The 21349-nt window shown below is 41.5% G+C and carries 17 protein-coding genes and 1 tRNA gene; 2 read left to right on the top strand and 16 right to left on the bottom strand.

Annotated features, from left to right (window positions below; genetic code table 11):
- Positions 1 to 19 precede the first annotated feature (19 nt).
- From KPY62_RS10240 to KPY62_RS10225, 4 genes are read right to left on the bottom strand one after another with little or no spacing between them, the layout of a single operon-like run.
- On the bottom strand, positions 20 to 553 hold the full coding sequence (locus KPY62_RS10240) for a pilus assembly protein PilP (protein WP_228730651.1): 534 nt from the start codon (positions 551 to 553) through the stop codon (positions 20 to 22).
- Positions 553 to 1290 (bottom strand): type 4a pilus biogenesis protein PilO, encoded by a 738-nt coding sequence (locus KPY62_RS10235; RefSeq protein ID WP_216581893.1) that lies wholly within the window; start codon positions 1288 to 1290, stop codon positions 553 to 555. Before KPY62_RS10235 ends, KPY62_RS10240 begins: the two co-directional genes overlap by 1 nt.
- A complete protein-coding gene (locus KPY62_RS10230; protein ID WP_216581892.1) occupies positions 1287 to 1955 on the bottom strand; it encodes a PilN domain-containing protein in 669 nt (222 codons plus the stop codon). Before KPY62_RS10230 ends, KPY62_RS10235 begins: the two co-directional genes overlap by 4 nt.
- Complete coding sequence (locus KPY62_RS10225; protein WP_216581891.1) at positions 1955 to 3001, bottom strand: pilus assembly protein PilM; 1047 nt, start codon at positions 2999 to 3001, stop codon at positions 1955 to 1957. The genes KPY62_RS10230 and KPY62_RS10225 overlap by 1 nt, the downstream gene beginning before the upstream one ends.
- A 190-nt stretch (positions 3002 to 3191) precedes the next feature.
- On the opposite strand from KPY62_RS10225, the gene KPY62_RS10220 reads away from it, so the two are divergent.
- Entirely contained in the window at positions 3192 to 5933 is a 2742-nt protein-coding gene (locus KPY62_RS10220) for a penicillin-binding protein 1A (RefSeq protein ID WP_216583317.1), read from the top strand.
- A gap of 190 nt (positions 5934 to 6123) precedes the next feature.
- On the opposite strand, the gene KPY62_RS10215 is transcribed toward KPY62_RS10220, so the two are convergent.
- From KPY62_RS10215 to rpoB, 3 genes are all read right to left on the bottom strand, one after another.
- On the bottom strand, positions 6124 to 6657 hold the full coding sequence (locus tag KPY62_RS10215) for a DUF6586 family protein (protein WP_216581890.1): 534 nt from the start codon (positions 6655 to 6657) through the stop codon (positions 6124 to 6126).
- Between the two features lie 221 nt (positions 6658 to 6878).
- A complete protein-coding gene (gene rpoC / locus KPY62_RS10210) occupies positions 6879 to 11114 on the bottom strand; it encodes a DNA-directed RNA polymerase subunit beta' (RefSeq protein WP_216581889.1) in 4236 nt (1411 codons plus the stop codon).
- 180 nt (positions 11115 to 11294) lie between these two features.
- Positions 11295 to 15413 carry a DNA-directed RNA polymerase subunit beta gene (gene rpoB / locus KPY62_RS10205; protein ID WP_201623276.1) on the bottom strand — a complete coding sequence of 1373 codons (4119 nt, stop codon included), beginning with the start codon at positions 15411 to 15413 and terminating at the stop codon, positions 11295 to 11297.
- A gap of 295 nt (positions 15414 to 15708) precedes the next feature.
- Between rpoB and KPY62_RS10200 the strand changes: the two genes are divergently transcribed.
- Positions 15709 to 15999 (top strand): hypothetical protein, encoded by a 291-nt coding sequence (locus tag KPY62_RS10200; RefSeq protein ID WP_201623275.1) that lies wholly within the window; start codon positions 15709 to 15711, stop codon positions 15997 to 15999.
- Between the two features lie 2 nt (positions 16000 to 16001).
- Here the strand turns inward: KPY62_RS10200 and rplL are convergent, their stop codons facing one another.
- The 9 genes from rplL to KPY62_RS10155 all read right to left on the bottom strand — a co-directional run bounded on the left by rplL (position 16002) and on the right by KPY62_RS10155 (position 21043).
- A complete protein-coding gene (gene rplL / locus KPY62_RS10195; protein WP_201623274.1) occupies positions 16002 to 16373 on the bottom strand; it encodes a 50S ribosomal protein L7/L12 in 372 nt (123 codons plus the stop codon).
- A 122-nt stretch (positions 16374 to 16495) separates the two neighbouring features.
- A complete protein-coding gene (rplJ, locus tag KPY62_RS10190; RefSeq protein ID WP_216581888.1) occupies positions 16496 to 17023 on the bottom strand; it encodes a 50S ribosomal protein L10 in 528 nt (175 codons plus the stop codon).
- 501 nt (positions 17024 to 17524) lie between these two features.
- The gene (gene rplA / locus KPY62_RS10185) at positions 17525 to 18226 is read right to left on the bottom strand and encodes a 50S ribosomal protein L1 (protein ID WP_216581887.1); all 702 of its coding nucleotides are present in this window, start codon (positions 18224 to 18226) and stop codon (positions 17525 to 17527) included.
- Entirely contained in the window at positions 18226 to 18657 is a 432-nt protein-coding gene (rplK, locus tag KPY62_RS10180) for a 50S ribosomal protein L11 (RefSeq protein WP_216581886.1), read from the bottom strand. Before rplK ends, rplA begins: the two co-directional genes overlap by 1 nt.
- Positions 18658 to 18795: 138 nt before the next feature.
- Positions 18796 to 19326: a transcription termination/antitermination protein NusG gene (gene nusG, locus KPY62_RS10175; protein WP_201623270.1), complete on the bottom strand. Its 531-nt coding sequence runs from the start codon at positions 19324 to 19326 to the stop codon at positions 18796 to 18798.
- 73 nt (positions 19327 to 19399) lie between these two features.
- Entirely contained in the window at positions 19400 to 19885 is a 486-nt protein-coding gene (gene secE / locus KPY62_RS10170) for a preprotein translocase subunit SecE (RefSeq protein ID WP_216581885.1), read from the bottom strand.
- 53 nt (positions 19886 to 19938) lie between these two features.
- A tRNA-Trp gene (locus tag KPY62_RS10165) sits at positions 19939 to 20014 on the bottom strand.
- 161 nt (positions 20015 to 20175) lie between these two features.
- Positions 20176 to 20316 (bottom strand): hypothetical protein, encoded by a 141-nt coding sequence (locus KPY62_RS10160; protein ID WP_216581884.1) that lies wholly within the window; start codon positions 20314 to 20316, stop codon positions 20176 to 20178.
- Between the two features lie 94 nt (positions 20317 to 20410).
- Positions 20411 to 21043 carry a hypothetical protein gene (locus tag KPY62_RS10155; protein ID WP_216581883.1) on the bottom strand — a complete coding sequence of 211 codons (633 nt, stop codon included), beginning with the start codon at positions 21041 to 21043 and terminating at the stop codon, positions 20411 to 20413.
- Positions 21044 to 21349 lie beyond the last annotated feature (306 nt).

The raw sequence follows: 21349 nt of genomic DNA, 5'->3' as shown, positions 1-21349 counted from the left end.
CCTCAAAAAAAACATCCACTCAACTTATAGGAGAAACTAGAGACTGTGGCTTTTCAACGAATCCAGCTCGGCTATCTGGTACAATTTCAATCAAATTAATTTGGGTAGGGGTAATCTCAACAATTCGGCCATCGTTTAAACCGATATAATCTCCTGCTTTGACACTAGCTACTGAGCCATCAGGACGCTGTATCAAGGCATACTGCTGACCTTCAGAAGATGTCAGCATGCCACGGAAGGTCATCTGCGCCAGCCCGTACTGTTCTAGGGGTTGTTTGACGCGATTGATATCTGGACGTACATCATCGATAGCTGTAGTTGCACCTTGTAGATTGACTAAACTGGGGGGTAAGAATGGGCTACGTAGCAAGTTAGCACTGTAGACAAAGTCCTCGATTAACTGTGCTTGTGGCGGCGGCTCAATCGGCTGCGCCGCTTGGTTACGTATAGTATCCATTGCTTGCGAAGCTAGGCCAATACGATCACTACAGCCGGATAGTCCTAGCCCAACAACGGTTAAAGTAACTAGCATAGACCATAGTTTAATACTCATCATCTACTCCCTACAGGGGCATCAGCATCTGCTACAGCTTCTTCTGACAATGCGTCTTTTGCTACCGCTTCTTTTGAGCGGTAGGTTTTAGTCTGTAGCACTAATTTCAGCTCAGGTATGGCTTCTAAGGTTGGCTGTGGGTTACTCACTTCAAAATCGTGAATAGTAATAATACGAGGTAGCGTGGCAAGACCACTTAAGAAACTTCCGAACTCATGATATTCACCGAGGGCGGCAATACGAATAGGCTGTTCGATAAAGAACTCATTTTCAATTTCAGCCTCAACAGAGATATCTTGGAAACGAATGTTACTACCAACCCCTGTCATATTAATACCTTCTACTAATTCTGATACTCGGGTTTCTTTAGGCAACTGATCTAATAAGGTATTGAACTCCGTTTCCATTTGACTCACTTGCGCTTTATAAGCTGCTAAATGTCGAGCACGGGACTCTTTTTGCCGATAGCTTGCAAGCAATACTTGCTGTTCACTTTCTGCGGCTTCAATATGATCGATTTTACTACTAATGGGTAGTGCCCACGATAAAGCGGCAATGAAGACCACTATTAGCATTAATATAGTCACCTTAACCCCTAGGGGCCAGCTTCCATAATTATCATTATCTAATGACTCAAAGCTGCGCCTAAAATTAGCAAGGTTAAAGGTAGGCTTTACCGCTTTAGTACTAGCAAGCTTTGGTTTTTTTAGTAGTAATTTCTTATGGGTAAGTTTCATAACTTATCTCCAATAGCAGTATCAACTGCTATAGCATTACCATCTACCGTTGTAGGAACTGCTGCTTGTACTTGAGTAGTTATGACGAACTGCACGTAGCGGTCCTCAGGATATATCGGGCGAGGCTGCTTACCAGTTGGTAGTGGCGCATTAAATTTAGGTTCTGGCTGGTAGGCAACAATGTTTTGCTGGATATTACGCACGGCGGAGTTACCCATCCAGCGGCTACTGTCTAAATTACGGATTAGGCCAGATATCACATTAGGGTTATCAGCCAAACCCGTCAAAGTGATCAGATCACCTTCTCGCTTGAGATTATTCAAATAGAGTGAGGGTGGAATGGCTTTAGCAAGATCAGCCCATAGGCGTACTGGTATCGGACGACGACCCTGCAAATCTTGAATCACTTGCATACGAGAAATAATATCTTCACGGCGCTGCTCTAGACTATCAATCTGGACCAGTGCCGCGTCTAAACGGCTATTTTCTTTAGTGATCAGCGCATTGGCATCGAGTTGTTCTTCCAGCTCATTATTGAAGTAGCTCCAAGTAGCAAACGCCGAAAGTAACGCTAACAGAGTGATAGCAGCAGCTAAGGTAATAAATTCTTTATTACGATGCAGACGCTCTTCTTGACGCCATGGCAGTAGATTAATACGTGGCATCAGTCAAAACTCCTTAAGGCAAGACCACAAGCAGCCATCAAGCTTGGGGTATCAACGTTCAGCTGCTCACTGTCTATATAAGGATCAATAGTCATATTGATAAAAGGATTGGCTATAGTCACAGGCTTGCCAAGCTTTTGCTGCACCATGCCAGCTAAACCAGGAATAGAGCTACTACCACCTGCCATCACCAAGTGATCTATATTCTTATATTGACTGGATGAAAAATAAAACTGCAAAGAGCGCATCACTTGCTGAATAATATTTTCTATAAACGGCATAAGAATTTCTGGATAATAATCATCTGGTAAACTAAGTTCACGCTTATTAAAAGTAGCTTCTTCAAAAGACAAGCCATAACGATTTTGAATCGCTTCTGTTAGCTGCATACCTCCGAATAACTGCTCACGGCTATAGACAAACTCACCATTTTTGACAATATACAAAGTGGTTTGGTTATGGCCTATATCGACTAAAGCTATTAGCTCAGGCAAGCTGTCTACCATTAAGCTGAAGGCACGCTCTATAGCATGTGACTCAATATCCATAATCTTGGTTTCAAGTCCACCAAAAGTTAGAGCATCAATGCGTTGATTTACATTCTCTGAACGCGAAGCTACCAGCAGAACTTGTACCATACTGTCATGTACTAATGAGGGGCCAACCACCTCAAAGTCTAAGTTAACTTCTTCTAAAGGATAAGGAATGTATTGATCAGCATCTAGACGTATTTGCGCTTCACGTTCAGCATCATTTAATCTCATATCCATGTCAATAATCTTAGTGATGACTGCTGACCCTGAGACCGATGTTGCTGCGGCACTACCAGAAACTTGCCCCCGTTCGGCCAAGCGAGAAATAGACTCACCCACCATTTCGGTATCAACAACGATCTTATCGACCACTGCTCCTACAGGTAAAGTTTCTATACAATAAGACTTCAAATGTAATAGGCCTTGCTCACGCTGAATATTAACCATTTTGACAGAGGTGGAACATATGTCCACTCCTACCAACCCTTTAACTTTGGAAGAAAATAGCCCCACAAGGTATATGCCTTATATAAGTTTACAATTTGATAGTTAATAGTAATATTTAAATACAATACGTTACTTAAATAATAGTTTCAAGTATTTAAGAACGGCTTAACGGCGATTTACACATTAATTATGACTTACTAGTTTTGTTCAAGGTATAATGTAGAATTTAATGCAAATTTTAAATGATAAGTTCCCTATGGCTAAAAAACATGCTACCGCTCGTTTGATCCACTTTTTGGTGGGCCTTTTTATTGCTTGTCTGGCGCTGGCTATAATTATAGCCTTGGCTGTGCCGATTGGTTTTTATGGTATGGCAATGTACTTATCGCCTACTCTACCCAGTCTGCAGGAAATAAAGACTGCCAAATTAGAGATGCCGCTACAAATATATAGTAGCGATGACAAACTGATAGGTCAGTATGGCAATCGCCTCTCCTTGCCCGTGAGCTATGATGAGATTCCAAAGAATTTAACCAATGCTTTTTTAGCAGCGGAAGACGCCTCTTTTTTCCAACATAGCGGTATCAGTATTAAGGGCCTTGGTCGTGCGGTCACTGAAGTCGTCACCGATGATGATACGCAAACCGGTGGATCGACTATTACCATGCAAGTTGCTAAGAACTACTTTTTAACTCCTGAGCGTACTTTAGACCGCAAATTGACTGAGCTTTTTGTCGCACGCAAAATGGAAGACGAGCTTAGCAAAAAAGAAATTTTGACGTTATATGTCAACAAGATATATTTAGGTGAAGGTGCTTACGGTATTAGTGCAGCCGCTAAAAAATACTATAGTAAATCTCTCGATAAGCTTACTATAGCTGAAATGGCGATGCTGGCAGGTTTACCTAAAGCACCCTCAAAGTACAATCCTGTTGCTAATCCTAGTCGTGCTTTAGTGCGCCGCAATTGGATCATCGGCCAAATGCATAAGCTCAACTATATTAGCCAAGCTGAGCATGATGAAGCCGTTAAAGCGCCGATTGGTCTTAACTTGTATCAAGAAAAACTCGATGTCAATATGCCTTATTTAGCAGAAATGACTCGTTATGCTTTAGTCAATCGTTACGGTGAACAAGTGGTCAATGGAGGTTGGCGCGTGCGTTTGACTGTCGATAGTCAAGCACAGCTGGATGCAGAAAAAGCGGTATTAAAAGGCTTAGTTGATTACGACCATCGTCATGGCTGGCGTGGTGCTGAGGCTAATGATGAACCGCTAGAGAATTTCCAACGCTACGCTAACATGTCACCTGCCAAAGTAACTAAAGTTAATTCTAGTAGCTTTGAAGCTATTATGCTTTCTGGTGAGACGGTTACCATCAACTGGTCAGGTATGAGATGGGCTCGTAAATATATTTCTGCCGACCGCTTTGGTAATTCCCCTAGCAATGCTTCACAGATTGTCAGTGAAAAAGATATTATTCGTTTGGTACCTACTGAAGGTGGCAACTGGAAGCTGGCACAAATACCTGAAGTCCAAGGTAGCTTAGTGTCTTTGCATCCTGATACTGGTGCCGTCAATGCCTTAGTCGGTGGCTTTGACTTTAATCATAGTAAATTCAACCGAGCGTTACAAGGCTGGCGTCAGCCTGGCTCGACTATTAAGCCTTTAGTCTACACCGCTGCACTAGAGAAAGGATACAGTCCTGATAGCATAGTCTCTGACCGTCCTATCCAAGTAGGTGACTGGAAACCAAAGAACTCTGATGGGCGTTTCTTAGGGGATATTACTTTACGCCGCGGTTTATATTTATCACGTAACTTAGTTTCTATTCGCTTACTGCAAGCCATTGGGATCTCAGATGCTCGCAACTTATTAGATCAGTTTGGCTTGGATAAAGAAAAACTACCTACTACCCTATCGTTAGCTTTGGGTGCTGGTCAAGCCACCACTTTACAAATGGCGACTGCTTATACTGCTTTTGCTAATGGTGGCCATCGTATTCAGCCTTATTTCATTGAGCAGATTTATAACTATGATAATAAGATGTTATTCCAAGCCAATCCACAACAAGCTTGTGCGTTGTGCTTTAATGAGGGATTACAGAAGCTTAATGAAAAATTAGTTGTAGATTATAATAAGCGGGCTGAAGAGAGCTTACTAACTGCCGCTGATGCTAAAACTAGTAAAAACACTACTGAGGCTGCAACGGATGCGAAGACCTTAATTGCAGACAGTAAAGACGGTGCAGAGGATAGCGTGCAAAATGCTAACAGTATCTCAGTGGATCAAAGTACTAACCTGAATATGTATGATGCTAGCCCAGCAGCGGATCGTCTCAAAGCGCCTGTCATTCAGTATGTGACGGCTACTCAAGCTCCCCGTATTTTAAAGCCAAAAGTAGCTTATGATATGGCTGGTATCTTGCGTGATGTAGTGCAGCGCGGTACAGCGGTAAAAGCGCGCTCTTTAGGTCGTGACGATATAGGCGGCAAAACAGGTACTACTAACGAAGCCAAAGACGCTTGGTTTGCAGGCTTTCACCCTACTAATACTACCGTAGTGTGGATGGGCTTTGATCAGCCTGCAACTCTTGGTCGCCGTGAGTATGGTGGTGTTGCCGCTTTACCAGTGTGGATGGACTTTATGCGGGCCCAATTGAAGGGCACACCTCGTCAGTGGGTATCTTTGAATAACAAATCAAAGTCAAAAAAACAAAAGTTACGAATCATAGAGATGACTGATGAGGGCGCAGTTACTACTAGTGAAGAGGAAGATGAGGGCGGTAATGGTGTAGCCAAACCTGTCAAACTTAAGACTCAGCAACGTCCGTTACCAGTGCCTGAAATAGATGAGGCAGCGGCTACTAGTGCGGCTAAGATTAACAATAGCAAGGACAGCACCAAGGCTACTAGTACTAGCGATCAACCACGTAATGCTAGAATACCAAAGACGGTAACCCCAGCACCAGTCGGCCAGTTATCATCAACGCCCGAGTAATTAAGCTTACTAGTCGCCATGGTTTATGGCGGCTAACTTTATAAGCTTACAACTTTATATAGCTCATTAAGCAGTACGGTAATAAAAAAGGCTTATTCAATTAATACTGAATAAGCCTTTTTGCTGTTTAATACAATCTAGTTTTGCTATTTAATACAATATAGCTGCATAGCCTACTTATACTCAGCAGTTAAAACTCTACCATACCCGCTCGCAGTTGCTCGATGAGGGTCAAAAACTGCTGTCGCCATTCACGTATAGTAGCATCATCTGGTAGCCATTGATTAGACAAGGTTACGACGTTGACGATCAAATCACGAGCTGAGGGTTGTTTATTGACTATAGCGGCACTTTCACTTTCTATCTCTTCGGGTTGTACCGCATAAAGACAACGCTGATAAGCACGCTCGACGTTAGCTAAAAACCCTTGTTGTTGTAGCAGCTGTAGACGCTGTATCTCCGGTGAAACTTGGGTACGAGCGCTTAATGCTTGTTTGATGTCTACCATGGTTGGTGCACTAAGATTCAAGCCATAGAAGTGTCCTAGTTCTTGCAGAAACGCTAAATAAGTGCCATACAAGTGAAAGATAGCTGTCTCGCAATGCGCTTGATAAAGCTGCTTATCACTACTATCTCCAGCTGCCTGACAAGCTAAACGACAAAAATATAGCTTTTGATTGGTACGATCTGCTTGATATTTAGCAACACGAGTTTTACCTGCCATGAGCCTACTATCCTTATAAAGTTTATTAAAACATCAGAAAACTACTGTCTATTACGCAGTTTACTATTTTCTAGCATAAATTTCTTAAAAAATATATAGTAATTTTTAGAGACAAAAAAGCCAGCAACGTGGCTGGCTTCTTGGTTTATCTAGGCTTTAATGGCGAACAACTGTTAATAGAAATATTGATAAAAACGCTATTAATATTAACGTTGACTCTATTAGTTGTCTTGATTAAGCTCTTGAGCAAAGGCTTCATCAAAGCTAGCAAAATCTTTGCTATCGCTACCACCGATGCTCATATCAAACGCTGTATTATCGAAAGAGGCATTTAAATCTTTGTCTTGCAGTTTTTTATCAGCTTTGTCTTTACGTGCTTTATGATAAGCAAGACCAGTACCCGCTGGAATCAAACGGCCAACAACTACGTTCTCTTTGAGACCGCGTAGTTCATCAATCTTACCAGTTACCGCAGCCGCTGTTAATACGCGCGTGGTTTCTTGGAAAGATGCCGCTGAAATAAAGCTTTCAGTAGCCAAACTTGCTTTAGTAATACCTAGCAACTGACGCTCAAACTTCACTGGGAACTTATCTTCTGCTTCCAATTTAGCATTCAATGCTCTGATATCAACGTATTCAACCTGATCACCTTTAAAGTGATTAGAGTCACCAGCATCAGTAACTTCAACTTTACGCAGCATCTGACGAATAATAACTTCGATGTGCTTATCGTTGATTTTTACACCCTGCAAGCGGTAAACATCTTGAACTTCGTTTACGATATAGTCAGCAAGAGCAGTCTGACCTTTTAGACGCAAGATATCATGTGGATTCTGTGGACCATCAGCGATCACTTCACCACGAGCTACTGTCTCATTTTCGAAAACGTTGATTTGACGCCATTTAGGTATTAGCTCTTCATGAATCTCACCGTCTTCATTAGTAATAATAAAGCGGTTTTTGCCTTTAGTCTCTTTACCAAAGCTCACTACACCAGTCATCTCTGCCATAATGGCATGATCTTTCGGGCGACGGGCTTCAAATAAGTCAGCAACACGTGGCAAGCCACCGGTAATATCTTTAGTACCTGAAGAGGCTTGTGGTACACGGCCTAAGATTGAGCCAGCAGCTACTTCTTCACCATCACCAACACGAATAATAGTTTCAGCAGGTAAGAAGTAAACTACTTCTTTACCTTCATTGGTATTCAATATAATAGCCGGACGTAAATCTTTGGCTGAGCTTGAACGATCGCGGGTAGCAAGAATCTCAAACGAGCTCATACCAGTAGCGTCATCAACTTTCACAGTAGCTGTTAGACCATCGGTAATATCACTAAAGCGTGCTTTACCCGCAAACTCAGTAATAATAGGATGCGTGTGCGGATCCCATTTAGCGATAGTTTGACCACCTTCGACATGATCTTCACTTTTCACAAGTACGCTTGAACCATAAGGCACTTTATAGCGCTCACGCTCGCGACCTAACTCATCGGTCAACGCAATTTCAGCTGAACGAGATACGATAACTAAATGACCATCAATGTGCTCAACAGTTTTCATATTCTCGAAATGAACCTGACCACCATTACGGACAGAGATGCTGTTATCTACAGAAGCTGAGCTTGCTGCTCCACCTACGTGGAACGTACGCATGGTTAACTGAGTACCAGGTTCACCGATAGACTGAGCTGCCATTACACCAACTGACTCACCGATGTTGACTTTATGACCACGAGCAAGGTCACGACCATAACACTGCGCACAGACACCGTGAGCTACATCACAGGTGATAACTGAACGAACCCAGATATCATCAATAGCGTTGTCATCAAGCACATCAACCCAATGCTCATCAATCAAAGTCCCAACTGGGATTAAGATTTTATCAGCATCATCATTATAAGTAACATCACGTGAAGTTACTCGACCTAGTACTAAATCACCAAGCTTCTCAATGATTTCGCCACCTTGGATATGCGGAGTCATTAACAAACCAACCTCAGTACCACAATCATCGCTAGTGATAACCAAATCTTGTGCTACGTCCACTAAACGACGAGTCAAATAACCTGAGTTAGCAGTTTTCAAAGCAGTATCAGCTAGACCTTTACGTGCTCCGTGAGTTGAGATGAAGTACTGAAGTACAGTCAAACCTTCACGGAAGTTAGCTTTAATCGGAGTCTCGATAATAGAGCCATCCGGTTTAGCCATCAAACCACGCATACCTGCCAACTGACGAATCTGTGCTGCACTACCACGAGCACCAGAATCTGACATAATAAAGATAGAGTTAAAGGACTTCTGCTCTTCCTCTTCACCTTGGGCGTTGATTACTTTATCTGTTGCCAAGTTATCCATCATCGCTTTGGCGACTTTATCATTGGTACGTGACCAAATATCGACAACTTTGTTATAGCGTTCACCTGCTGTCACAAAACCTTGCTCGAACTGATCTTCAATTTCACGTACTTCTGCTTCTGCTACACCAATAATTTGTTTTTTGCTTGGTGGAATAACCATATCATCTAGGCAAATTGATACGCCAGACAAAGTGGCTTGTGCAAAACCAAGGTACATCAATTGGTCAGCGAACATAACGCTGTCTTTGACACCTAAGTTACGATAGCAAGAGTTAATCAATCTTGAGATATTCTTTTTAGTCATCTCTTGATTACATTCTTCAAACGCCATGCCCGTAGGCATAATGTTCCAGATCAATAAACGACCTGCTACGGTTTCTTTTAGGCTAGTCTTTTCAGTACGAGTACCATCTTCAGCGATAGTAGTCTCAGTTACTCGTACTTTGATTTTAGCATTAACATGTAAATCGTTAGAGCCAATAGCACGTAGAGCTTCATTAACAGTAGCGAAGATCATGCCTTCGCCTTTAACGTTCACTGATGAGCGACTAATATAATATAAACCCAATACCACATCTTGTGATGGTACGATGATTGGATCACCGTTGGCAGGTGACAAGATGTTGTTGGTAGACATCATCAAGGCACGTGATTCAAGCTGTGCTTCTAGGGTCAATGGCACGTGAACGGCCATTTGGTCACCATCAAAGTCAGCGTTGAATGCGGTACAAACCAACGGATGCAACTGAATGGCTTTACCTTCAATCAATACTGGCTCAAACGCTTGCAGACCCAATCTATGCAGGGTTGGTGCACGGTTAAGTAGCACTGGATGCTCACGAATAACCATCGCTAGCATATCCCACACTTGTGGCTCTTCACGCTCAACCATCTTTTTAGCAGCTTTGATCGTCGTCGCTAAACCGTGTGATAATAGTTTGTTATAAGTAAAAGGCTTGAAAAGTTCAAGGGCCATTTTCTTAGGTAGACCACACTGATGTAGACGTAGCGTTGGACCTACTACGATTACTGAACGGCCAGAATAATCGACACGTTTACCTAGTAAGTTCTGACGGAAACGACCTTGCTTACCTTTAATCATGTCAGCTAAAGATTTCAATGGACGCTTGTTACTACCAGTGATAGCACGACCGCGACGACCGTTATCTAACAACGCATCGACTGACTCTTGTAGCATACGTTTTTCGTTACGTACGATAATGTCAGGGGCGCTAAGCTCAAGCAAACGTTTAAGACGGTTGTTACGGTTGATGACGCGGCGATACAAATCGTTAAGATCTGAAGTCGCAAAACGACCGCCTTCTAGCGGTACTAAAGGACGCAAATCTGGTGGTAGTACTGGCAAGATGGTCATTACCATCCATTCAGGCTTGTTATGAGAATCACGGAAGGCTTCTAATAACTTAAGACGCTTAGACATCTTTTTAAGCTTAGTCTCAGAACCAGTCTGTGGAATCGCTTCACGTAACTCATCAATTTCGATATCTAAATCGATATCTTTTAATAAGTCTTGAATCGCTTCTGCACCCATTTTAGCAACGAACTCATCACCGAACTCTTCAAGCGCACGATAATAATCTTCGTCATCAAGCAATTGATACTTCTCTAAGCTGGTCAGACCAGGCTCAGTTACGATGTAGCTTTCAAAATATAGTACCCGCTCGATATCACGTAGAGTCATATCAAGAAGCAAACCAATACGGCTTGGTAGAGACTTTAAGAACCAAATATGCGCAACTGGGCTAGCAAGGTCAATATGACCCATGCGATCACGACGCACTTTAGCAGTAGTAACTTCTACGCCACATTTTTCACAGATAACGCCTTGGAACTTACGACGTTTGTACTTACCACAAAGACATTCAAAATCTTTTACTGGACCAAAAATCTTGGCACAGAATAGACCATCACGCTCAGGCTTAAAGGTGCGATAGTTAATAGTTTCAGGCTTTTTAACTTCACCATGTGACCATGACTTAATAACGTCAGGCGAGGCTAAGGTAATTTGGATACTGTCAAACTCATGGTTACCATTGCTGGTAGGGCTCTGCATGATATCGAGTAAATCTTTCAAGTTGCTTCTCCGTTATCTTTATAATCATCTGCTAGCGTTGTCACCATAATTACAGTGGCGCTGCTAGTTAAGATGAATGAAGGCAATGAATAGGGTTGAGATAAATACCTAAAAGCAGCAGCAATAAGCGTACTGCTTCTAGTTAACTAACTAAACGATCAATTATGAAATCATATTTAATTAGTGAGTTTGTTTTAGCTCAATATTAATACCCAAAGATTTTATTTCTTTGGTCAGTACGTTAAACGATTCAGGCATGCCTGGATCCATGTACTGCTCACCATCAACGATGTTTTTATACATCCGCGTACGGCCTTCAACGTCATCCGACTTCACGGTTAGCATTTCTTGCAAGGTGTAAGTGGCGCCATAAGCTTCTAAAGCCCAAACTTCCATCTCACCGAAACGCTGACCACCGAACTGCGCTTTACCACCTAGCGGCTGTTGCGTCACTAGTGAGTAAGAACCTGTTGAACGCGCATGCATCTTGTCGTCAACCAAATGGTTAAGTTTCAGCATGTACATGTAGCCAACCGTTACTTTACGATCGAATTTTTGACCAGTACGACCATCATATAACGTTTGCTGACCATCACGTGCCATACCTGCAAGCTCAAGCAAGTCTTTGACTTGATGCTCATGCGCCCCATCAAATACCGCTGTACCCATAGGAACACCGGCACGTAAGTTATCTGATAGCGCCATGATGTCATCATCACTTAAGCTATCAAGATCGACTTGTTCGCCACCAACTTTGTTATAGATTTGGTCTAAGAAATCACGCAAATCTTTTATTGCTGCTTGGGCTTTGAGCATACCATCTATTTTTTCGCCCAAACCTTTAGCAGCCATACCTAAATGGGTCTCTAGTACCTGGCCGATGTTCATACGTGAAGGTACGCCTAGCGGATTCAGTACGATGTCAACAGTGTTGCCATGCTCATCATAAGGCATGTCTTCAACTGGCATAATACGTGATACCACACCTTTGTTACCATGACGACCAGCCATTTTATCACCAGGCTGAATACGACGCTTAACCGCAAGATATACTTTAACGATTTTTTGTACGCCATGCGCCAAATCATCACCAGCAGTCAATTTGCGTTTTTTCTCAGCAAATTTACTATCGATATCTTTTTGCTTATCGACTAAGTATTCTGCAATCTGAGTCAAACGCTCAGAGATATCTTCTTCGACTGGCTGGATATCAAGCAAAGTCTCAAGATTCATATCTTTCATATCAACTGCAGCCATAACAGTACCGGCTTTTAGACCTGAACCACCACTGACTTTTTGACCGTTAAGCAAGTTGCTGATACGACCACGAGCCGCTTCTTCAAAGATACGTAGCTCTTCTTTTAAATCTTTACGATAGCTGTCTAACTGTGACTTCTCAATAGCACGCGCACGCGCATCTTTTTCAACGCCATCACGAGTAAAGACTTGCACGTCAATAACCGTGCCTTTGCTTGATGTAGGTACTCGTAAAGAAGTATCTTTTACATCAGCCGCTTTTTCACCAAAGATTGCCCGTAGTAGTTTCTCTTCTGGGGTCAGTTGGGTCTCACCTTTTGGCGTGACTTTACCAACTAAGATATCACCAGCATCTACTTCAGCACCGATATAAACAATACCTGCTTCATCAAGACTAGATAAAGCTGCTTCACCGACGTTTGGAATATCACCAGTGATCTCTTCAGTACCTAACTTGGTATCACGAGCCACACAAGTCAATTCTTGAATATGAATAGTAGTAAAGCGATCTTCTTTCACTACTTTTTCAGATAGCAAGATTGAATCTTCGAAGTTGTAACCATTCCAAGGCATAAAGGCAATGCGAATGTTCTGACCTAACGCTAGCTCACCAAGATCGGTTGATGGACCATCGGCTAAAATATCGCCTACAGCAATAGCATCACCTTGGTTAACAATGATACGTTGGTTGATACAAGTGTTTTGGTTAGAACGAGTGTATTTAACTAAGTTATAGATATCAATACCAGCTTCACCAGCAATCATCTCATCTTCGTTAACTCGTACTACCACACGAGAAGCGTCAACATCTTCAATGACACCACCACGCTTAGCAATCACACAAACACCAGAATCACGAGCAACGTGACGCTCCATACCCGTACCTACTAACGGCTTATCAGCACGTAGTGTAGGAACCGCCTGACGCTGCATGTTCGAGCCCATCAAGGCACGGTTAGCATCATCATGCTCTAGGAACGGAATCAGACCTGCTGCTACTGATACTACCTGACTTGGTGACACATCCATATGCGTCACTTTTTCTGGTGGCATACGTACGAATTCACCATAGCTACGTACACTGACCATCTCATCGCTAAGCGCACCATCGGCAGTTACTGGTGAGTCGGCCTGTGCAATTACAGTACCTACTTCTTCAATAGCTGATAAATACTCAATAACGTCAGTTACTTTACCATCGACTACTTGGCGATAAGGCGTCTCTAGGAAACCAAAGCTGTTAGTTTTAGCAAAAGTAGCTAGTGAGTTGATCAAACCAATGTTTGGACCTTCAGGAGTCTCAATCGGACATACGCGACCATAATGAGTATCATGAACGTCACGTACTTCAAAGCCTGCACGCTCACGAGTCAAACCACCGGGTCCTAGTGCGGATACCCGACGTTTATGAGTAACTTCTGACAAGGGGTTGTTCTGATCCATAAACTGTGACAACTGGCTTGAACCAAAGAATTCTTTGACCGCAGCAGCGACAGGTTTTGAGTTAATCAAATCTTGTGGCGATAAGTTGTCTGATTCCGCTGAGCTCAAACGCTCTTTGACCGCACGCTCAACACGTACTAGACCAACACGGAATTGGTTTTCTGCCATTTCGCCTACTGAACGAATACGACGGTTACCTAAGTGATCGATATCATCGACTTCGCCGCGACCATTACGAATCTCAATAAGCTCTTTTAGAACGTTAACGATGTCGGCATTGGTCAGTACACTGCGCTCACGCTGAATATCAGGATCATCAGTATTATCGAACTCAAGACCTAAACGACGGTTGAACTTCATACGACCAACGTTTGATAAGTCATAACGATCAGCGTTAAAGAACATGCTGTCGAATAGTTTCTCAGCAGTTTCAACCGTTGGTGGCTCACCTGGACGCATAACTTTATAAATTTCAATCAACGCTTCTTCACGGCTTGAAGTACTATCAGCACGTAGCGTATCGGCAATATAACTACCTTGATCGATATCGTTAGTGAACAAGATGCTAATTTGTTTGATAGCATCACTAGCTTCAAACGAGTTAATTTTGACTAATAGTTCATGATCAATAGGAGTGTTAGCTTTAGCAATAACTTCACCGTTAACGATGATGTCTTCAGCTAGAATACGCTCATACAAGTATTCATCAGGTACCGCAATCTTAGTCATACCCGCTTCTTCAAGCTGACGGATACGACGAGCATTGATACGTTTGCCTTGCTCGACTATCACTTCGCCTTCTGCTGATACGATATCGAACTGAGCCATTTCACCACGTAAACGATCAGCTACTAAATCGATTTCGAACTGCTCTTCACCTTTATATACAGCTACTTTTTGGAAAAATAGATCCAATATCTCGTTAGTACTAAGACCTAAAGCGCGTAGAATAATAGATGCAAGCAGCTTACGGCGACGGTCAATACGAGCAAAAACTAAGTCTTTAGCATCAAACTCGAAATCTAACCATGAACCACGGTAAGGAATGATACGAGCGTTATAAAGTACTTTACCACTTGAATGTGACTTGCCTTTATCATGATCAAAGAACACCCCTGGTGAGCGATGTAGCTGAGACACGATAACTCGTTCAGTACCATTAATAATAAAGGTACCGTTATTGGTCATCAGTGGGATTTCACCCATATAGACGCTTTGCTCACGGATATCTTTTACCGCAGCTTTGCTATCTTTGTCTTTGCTGTCTTTGTCTTTGATAATCAAACGAATCTTAACTCGCATAGGTGCTGCAAAAGTTGATCCGCGCAATATACACTCACGCTCATCAAACTCAGGCGTGCCTAAGTAATACTCAACAAATTGTAACTCAGCATTACCAGAGTGACTCTCAATTGGGAAAATAGAGGAATACGCAGCTTGTAAACCAGTATTCTCACGAGCCTTAGGCTTTTTGTGCTCTTGCAAAAAGTGCTCATAAGAATCAACTTGAATAGACAATAGATAGGGAATGTCCATCACAGTTGGCAATTCAGCAAAGCTTTTGCGAATACGCTTTTTTTCAGTATAAGAATATGCCATCGGGAGTCCTTACAGTAACGTGGAAACAAATTGAAAGCGTGACCAGCAAGCATAAATAGTATGCATAGTTGGCAACGTAAACGATAATAAAGTCGTACTTACTAGTATTTAACTAGCCTTTCTTAAATACTTTTAAAACGGTTATAAAGTAGTGCTTAAATTCAAACTCAGTGCGTTATTAGTATGGTCGCTAATATCTACCGTCTACGAGCACTGTTGGCAAGCTTATGAACTGACAGTAAAATCATGCTAAACTACATAATATATAGTAGGTAAAAACAATTACAAAAGGGCTATGAGACAAACATCAATTGAAATTGGAACAAAATTTACAATTATTGGGAAAGCATGCAGACACAGAAAAATGCCAAACATCAAACGACGTTTAGCCTATATTAATTTATTACTCATAACTACTGTGGTTGCTTGCATGTATAACGTGTGTCCTTTTGATGGGTATCCACCGCTTGTGATACGACTATTGGCAGACACAAAAGGTCAAGCTAGTAATTATAATAAAAAAAAGCCAGCAATGCAAGGCATCACCAGCTTTTTTTGTAAAACTTTAGATTTAGAGCTTAGCTGAACTTATTTTAGTTCAACAGTAGCGCCAACTTCTTCAAGTTTCTTTTTCAATTCTTCAGCTTCAGCTTTGTTAGCGCCTTCTTTGATTGGTGCTGGAGCACTTTCAACCAAATCTTTCGCTTCTTTTAGGCCAAGGCCAGTCGCTTCGCGAACAGCTTTAATAACGCCAACTTTCTTCTCGCCGAAGCTAGTAAGAATAACGTCAAATTCGCTTTGCTCTTCAGCAGTAGCAGCAGGACCAGCAGCAGCAGGTGCAGCAGCGGCAACAGCAGCAGTTACGCCGAATTTTTCTTCCATAGCGCTGATTAATTCAACGATATCCATTACTGACATTTCAGCAATTGCGTTTAACACATCATCTTTAGATAGTGCCATGAGAACTCTCCGTTATCTGATAAAATTAATTGATTCTAATAGCGTTTAAACTGCTTGTCCAAAATTTAATGAATGAACAATCAATGCAGCAAACGATAATAAATTTACGTTAAAACAAGCAATTAAGCAGCTTCTTTTGCGTCTTTGATTGCTGCTACAGTGCGAACAAGCTTACTAGGAACAGCGTTCATAGTTTGAACTAGCTTGGTCACAGGTGCATTTATAGTAGCCATCAAGATAGAGAGTGCTTCGTCACGAGTTGGTAGTTTCGATACGCGCTCTAGCTCTTCTGGACCATAAACCACACCGCCGACTGATACTAATTTGGTCTCTAAAGCATTGTTATCTTTACTGAAGTCAAAAATGACTCTAGCAGCAGATCCCAAATCTTCCATAGAGAAAGCCAAAAGTAATGGACCAGTCATACTGTCTGACATGCACTCAAACTTAGTGCCTTCAAAAGCGCGTCTTGCTAGGGTGTTTTTCACAACCTTCAAAACCACACCTTTATCACGGGCTTGTTCGCGCAGCTTAGTAAGCTTTGCAACACCAATACCATGATACTCGGCAGCTACTGCTGAGTAAGCATTAGCAGCAACTTCAGACACTTCAGCCACAACTTGTTGTTTTTGCTCTAGCGTTAATGCCATAAGTTAACTCCTTAATCTTACCAATCAACTATCAAGATAAAAATTAAAGGCCTAAGTCTTCAATAAATTAAGCTATCAGCGTTGATTGACTTGATACGACACGTTACTCATAAACTTTCGTTTTAAGTAACGCCTGATTACGGCACCGTTATCAGAATGACGTCGAATGATAAACTAACGCTACTAAGTTAATAGTAATGCTACCCTATCGTCTCTAGTCTTAAACTGGGTGGGTCACCGTCTGCGTAGGACAATTAAGATTTTCATCTGTCATCGATTAACAAGACCAACTCGCTGATATTTATAAGAATAACTAGTAGCTGATAACAACTACTGTCTTCTATCAAAAATACCTTAGAACTGCTCTCTACCTACGGTCTTAGACAGCGTAGCAAAAAACTACGCTGACCTAATTTTTAAAATTTGATTGTATTACTGTTTAAGCCTAATAGCTAAATAGTAAAAATATTTTTTTCAAAGCATTTGCTTATCAAAACCAGCTTATTTAGCCATACGATAAGGAACAGGATCAATAGTTAGACCTGGACCCATAGTGCTAGACAAAGTGATCTTTTTAATGAAGATACCTTTAGAAGTAGCAGGCTTAGCGCGTTTTAGATCCGCTATTAATGCTTGAGCATTTTGCATAACTTGTTCAGTAGTAAAGCCAACTTGACCGATAGTCGCATGGATAATACCACCTTTGTCAACACGATACTGTGCTTGACCAGCTTTAGCATTAGTCACAGCTTCTGCAACGTTTGGCGTTACTGTACCGACTTTAGGGTTAGGCATTAGACCACGTGGACCTAAAATTGTACCCAACTGACCAACAACACGCATAGCATCTGGAGCAGCAATAACCACATCAAAATCCATGTTACCGGCTTTGATTTGATCTGCTAAGTCTTCCATACCAACGATGTCTGCACCAGCTTCTTTAGCGGCTTCAGCAGCAGCACCCTGTGCGAACACAGCAACGCGTTTGGTTTTACCAGTACCCGCAGGTAGGTTAGTAGCACCACGAACGACTTGGTCAGATTTACGTGGGTCAACACCCAAGTTGATAGCAATATCAACAGACTCTTTGAATTTTAGCGTTGGCAAATCGTTTAAGATTTGTACTGCTTCTTCAATAGTGTACTGCTTTTCGTTATCGATACGGCTATTGATTTCTTTTTGACGTTTGGTTAACTTAGACATTATACACCCTCCACGGTAATACCCATCGAACGGGCAGTACCAGCAACAGTACGAACAGCAGCATCAAGATCGGCAGCCGTTAAGTCTGCATCTTTAGTTTTGACGATTTCTTCTAACTGAGCACGCGTCACTTTACCGACTTTATCGGTGTTTGGCGTACCTGAACCTTTAGCAACGCCAGCAGCTTTGCGTAAAAGAAAAGCAGCTGGTGGTGACTTCATAATGAAGGTAAAAGATTTATCACTGTAAACAGTGATCTCAGTTGGAATCGGCAAACCTGGCTCTTGGTTTGAAGTCGCAGCGTTAAATTCTTTACAGAACGCCATGATATTCACGCCTTTTTGACCCAAAGCTGGACCAATCGGTGGTGAAGGATTCGCTTTACCTGCTGGGACTTGTAGTTTGATGTAACCATCAATCTTCTTAGCCATAACTGTCTCCTAAATGGGTGATAACGCCAGTTAAATACTTTATGTATCGAAGAGACTGAGTCTCAAAGAACTTTAGTAGTTAACAACAGCTCCCCGGTTGATGAATACTGAATTAATTACTGCATTAATAATAATTATTTAGTCTAGCTTTTCAACTTTGCTAAACTCAAGTTCAACCTGTGTAGGTCGATTAAATACGTTTACGGTTAATTGTAGCTTAGACTTCTCGTAATCCACTTTTTCCACCATACCTTTAAAGTCAGTGAAAGGACCATCGATAACCAATAACTCTTCGCCTGGCTCAAATAGAGTCTTAGGACGTGGATTGGTTTCAGCTTGATTAAGACGGTTTAAGATGCGATCAGCTTCTACTTGAGTAATTGGCGCTGGCGTTTCAGCAGTACCACCGATGAAGCCCATAATACGAGGACATTCATTAACGATGTGCCAAGTGCTATCGTTCATTTCCATTTGAATTAATACATAACCTGGAAAGAACTTACGCTCACTTTTACGCTTTTTGCCGTCTTTCATTTCGACGACTTCTTCAGTAGGTACTAATACATCACCGAAAGAATCAGCGAAGTCACTACGATTAATACGATCAGTTAATGAACGTTGTACTTGTTTTTCATATCCTGAAAACGCTTGGACAATATACCAACGCATATCACGCTCCTGATCTTTATAACTCAATCGTTATAAATAAAATTGGGGTTAAAAAAGAGTAATACCTCTAATATTAACCAATAAATAGACCGACGAACCAGTTAAAAAAGTTATCTAATAACCAAACAAAAAACCCAGCAATCGCGATCACGACAATGGTTTGCCATGTGTATTGAAAGGTTTCATCTTTACTCGGCCAAGTCACTCGGCGTAATTCAACTGCGGCGTCGGTCAGTAAGGTTTTAAAAGCAGTACCTTGATGGGTCATCGCCAAACAAAATAATGCAAATACTGCTAATACAACAATAATACCAATACGGACCCAAAGGTCGTTGGCAGGCTGCCATACACCGGGTAAATATTGATTGGCAAAAGTTGCACTAATTAAAGCAACAATGGCTAATAGCCACAGTACTATATCTTTTGCTGAGCTTGTTTTTGCCACTTCAACGGCAGAAGTATTTGTCGCTGAGATGTGGTTTCCTTTAGACAGCATGCCGCCAGTAACCGCATTGGCATTAGATAACTTTGAATCGAGGTTATCTTGGTCATTGCTCATAAAGGACTCACTTTGGAGTTGCTAGACTACAACAAAGATAGGATAAAAAAAGATGGCAGGCGATGTAGGACTCGAACCTACAACCCTCGGTTTTGGAGACCGATGCTCTACCAATTGAGCCAATCGCCTAGGGGTGTTAAGGCTGATTATTATACATGTCTTTATACATAATGCAAGTTTTAAGACGGTTTTATTTATTTGTTGGGTGAATTTCGTGGATGATAATAAATTCGAGGTAACCCCTTATTGAGTTTTGGAACATAGATTGGGTGGGTTACGCTTGAGCTAACTTACTCTACGCTTGCTTTATCGTGTTGGGTGTCGCAAGCTCCACCCAACCTACGTGCTGATATTTGGATTAAGAATAAAGCAACTAATAAGGCAGTAACGGAGGTGGTACGAACCGCACCACCGCCTGCGCCAAGGGTCATTTCTTATTTGATTATCATTAATAATTAGCAGTTCTTAGAATCGAATTTGCCACGTATTAGAAGTTGTTTTAGTATTAACCAATTCATATGATGACTATCCCTGATGCCATTTTTCCATATAGTTGACTGCCATAGCATTTATCGACTGCCAATCCCCAAGGTTTTTTCCAGAAAACTCAAGCAAGATATTATTGTTATAAATAGGATGTAAGTATTCCATCTGACAAACACTATTCTGATCTTTGTTAGTTGCCATTAAACATCGTATAGTAGTCGGCGAATTAGGGTAGATATTACCTGTGTAGGTTATTATTGAGTCATCATTGTTGTCAATATAAGCTTTTAACCTAAACTTATCTTTTTCCATAACTTTACGATTTGTTTTTTTTACAATATTTACTCTTGTAGACATATCGTTGCCTTCAATACCAGAGTTTTGAGCTGTCCAATGAAACTTCACAATATTTGCATCATATTGTAAAACGTTTGGATCTTTGTCTTCATTTGTCATACCGAGACCACTCGGCCAAAAAAAGTAACTAAGACCCATATTCGTCTCAAAGCTTGCATAACTACCTGTATTGGGTCTAACGATATGGTTTAATGGAATTACGTAGTTGTCACCATTTATATTCACTTTAATTTGAGCATCAGGGTCATGTATATTTGGCTTAGCGCAGCTAGTTAATATCAATAAACTACCTAATAGTAAAAATTCATTCTTCATTTTATTTTCCTTCGGAAGCAAAAATTGTCTTATCCATTTGCACATCTCCAATATGAAAAGCTGTAGTCTAGCTATTTATTGAATACTGCAAGCTTCACCTAATCAATCAAATTATTCATTGTTAATACCTGAAACATCACTAACCTTTTACTTCCTATCACCCAAAAAAAAGCCACCCTCAATAAAGAGAGTGGCTTTTGACTAACTGATTAAGCGTTAACCCAGAGGTTAAGTCTTAAACGTTTACGTTAGCAACAACACCAGCGCCTACAGTACGGCCGCCTTCACGAATAGCGAAGCGAAGAC

The organism is Psychrobacter sp. TAE2020 (assembly GCF_018919485.1).
Classification (GTDB): Bacteria; Pseudomonadota; Gammaproteobacteria; order Pseudomonadales; family Moraxellaceae; genus Psychrobacter.
This window is presented reverse-complemented; position numbering and strand designations above follow the sequence as displayed.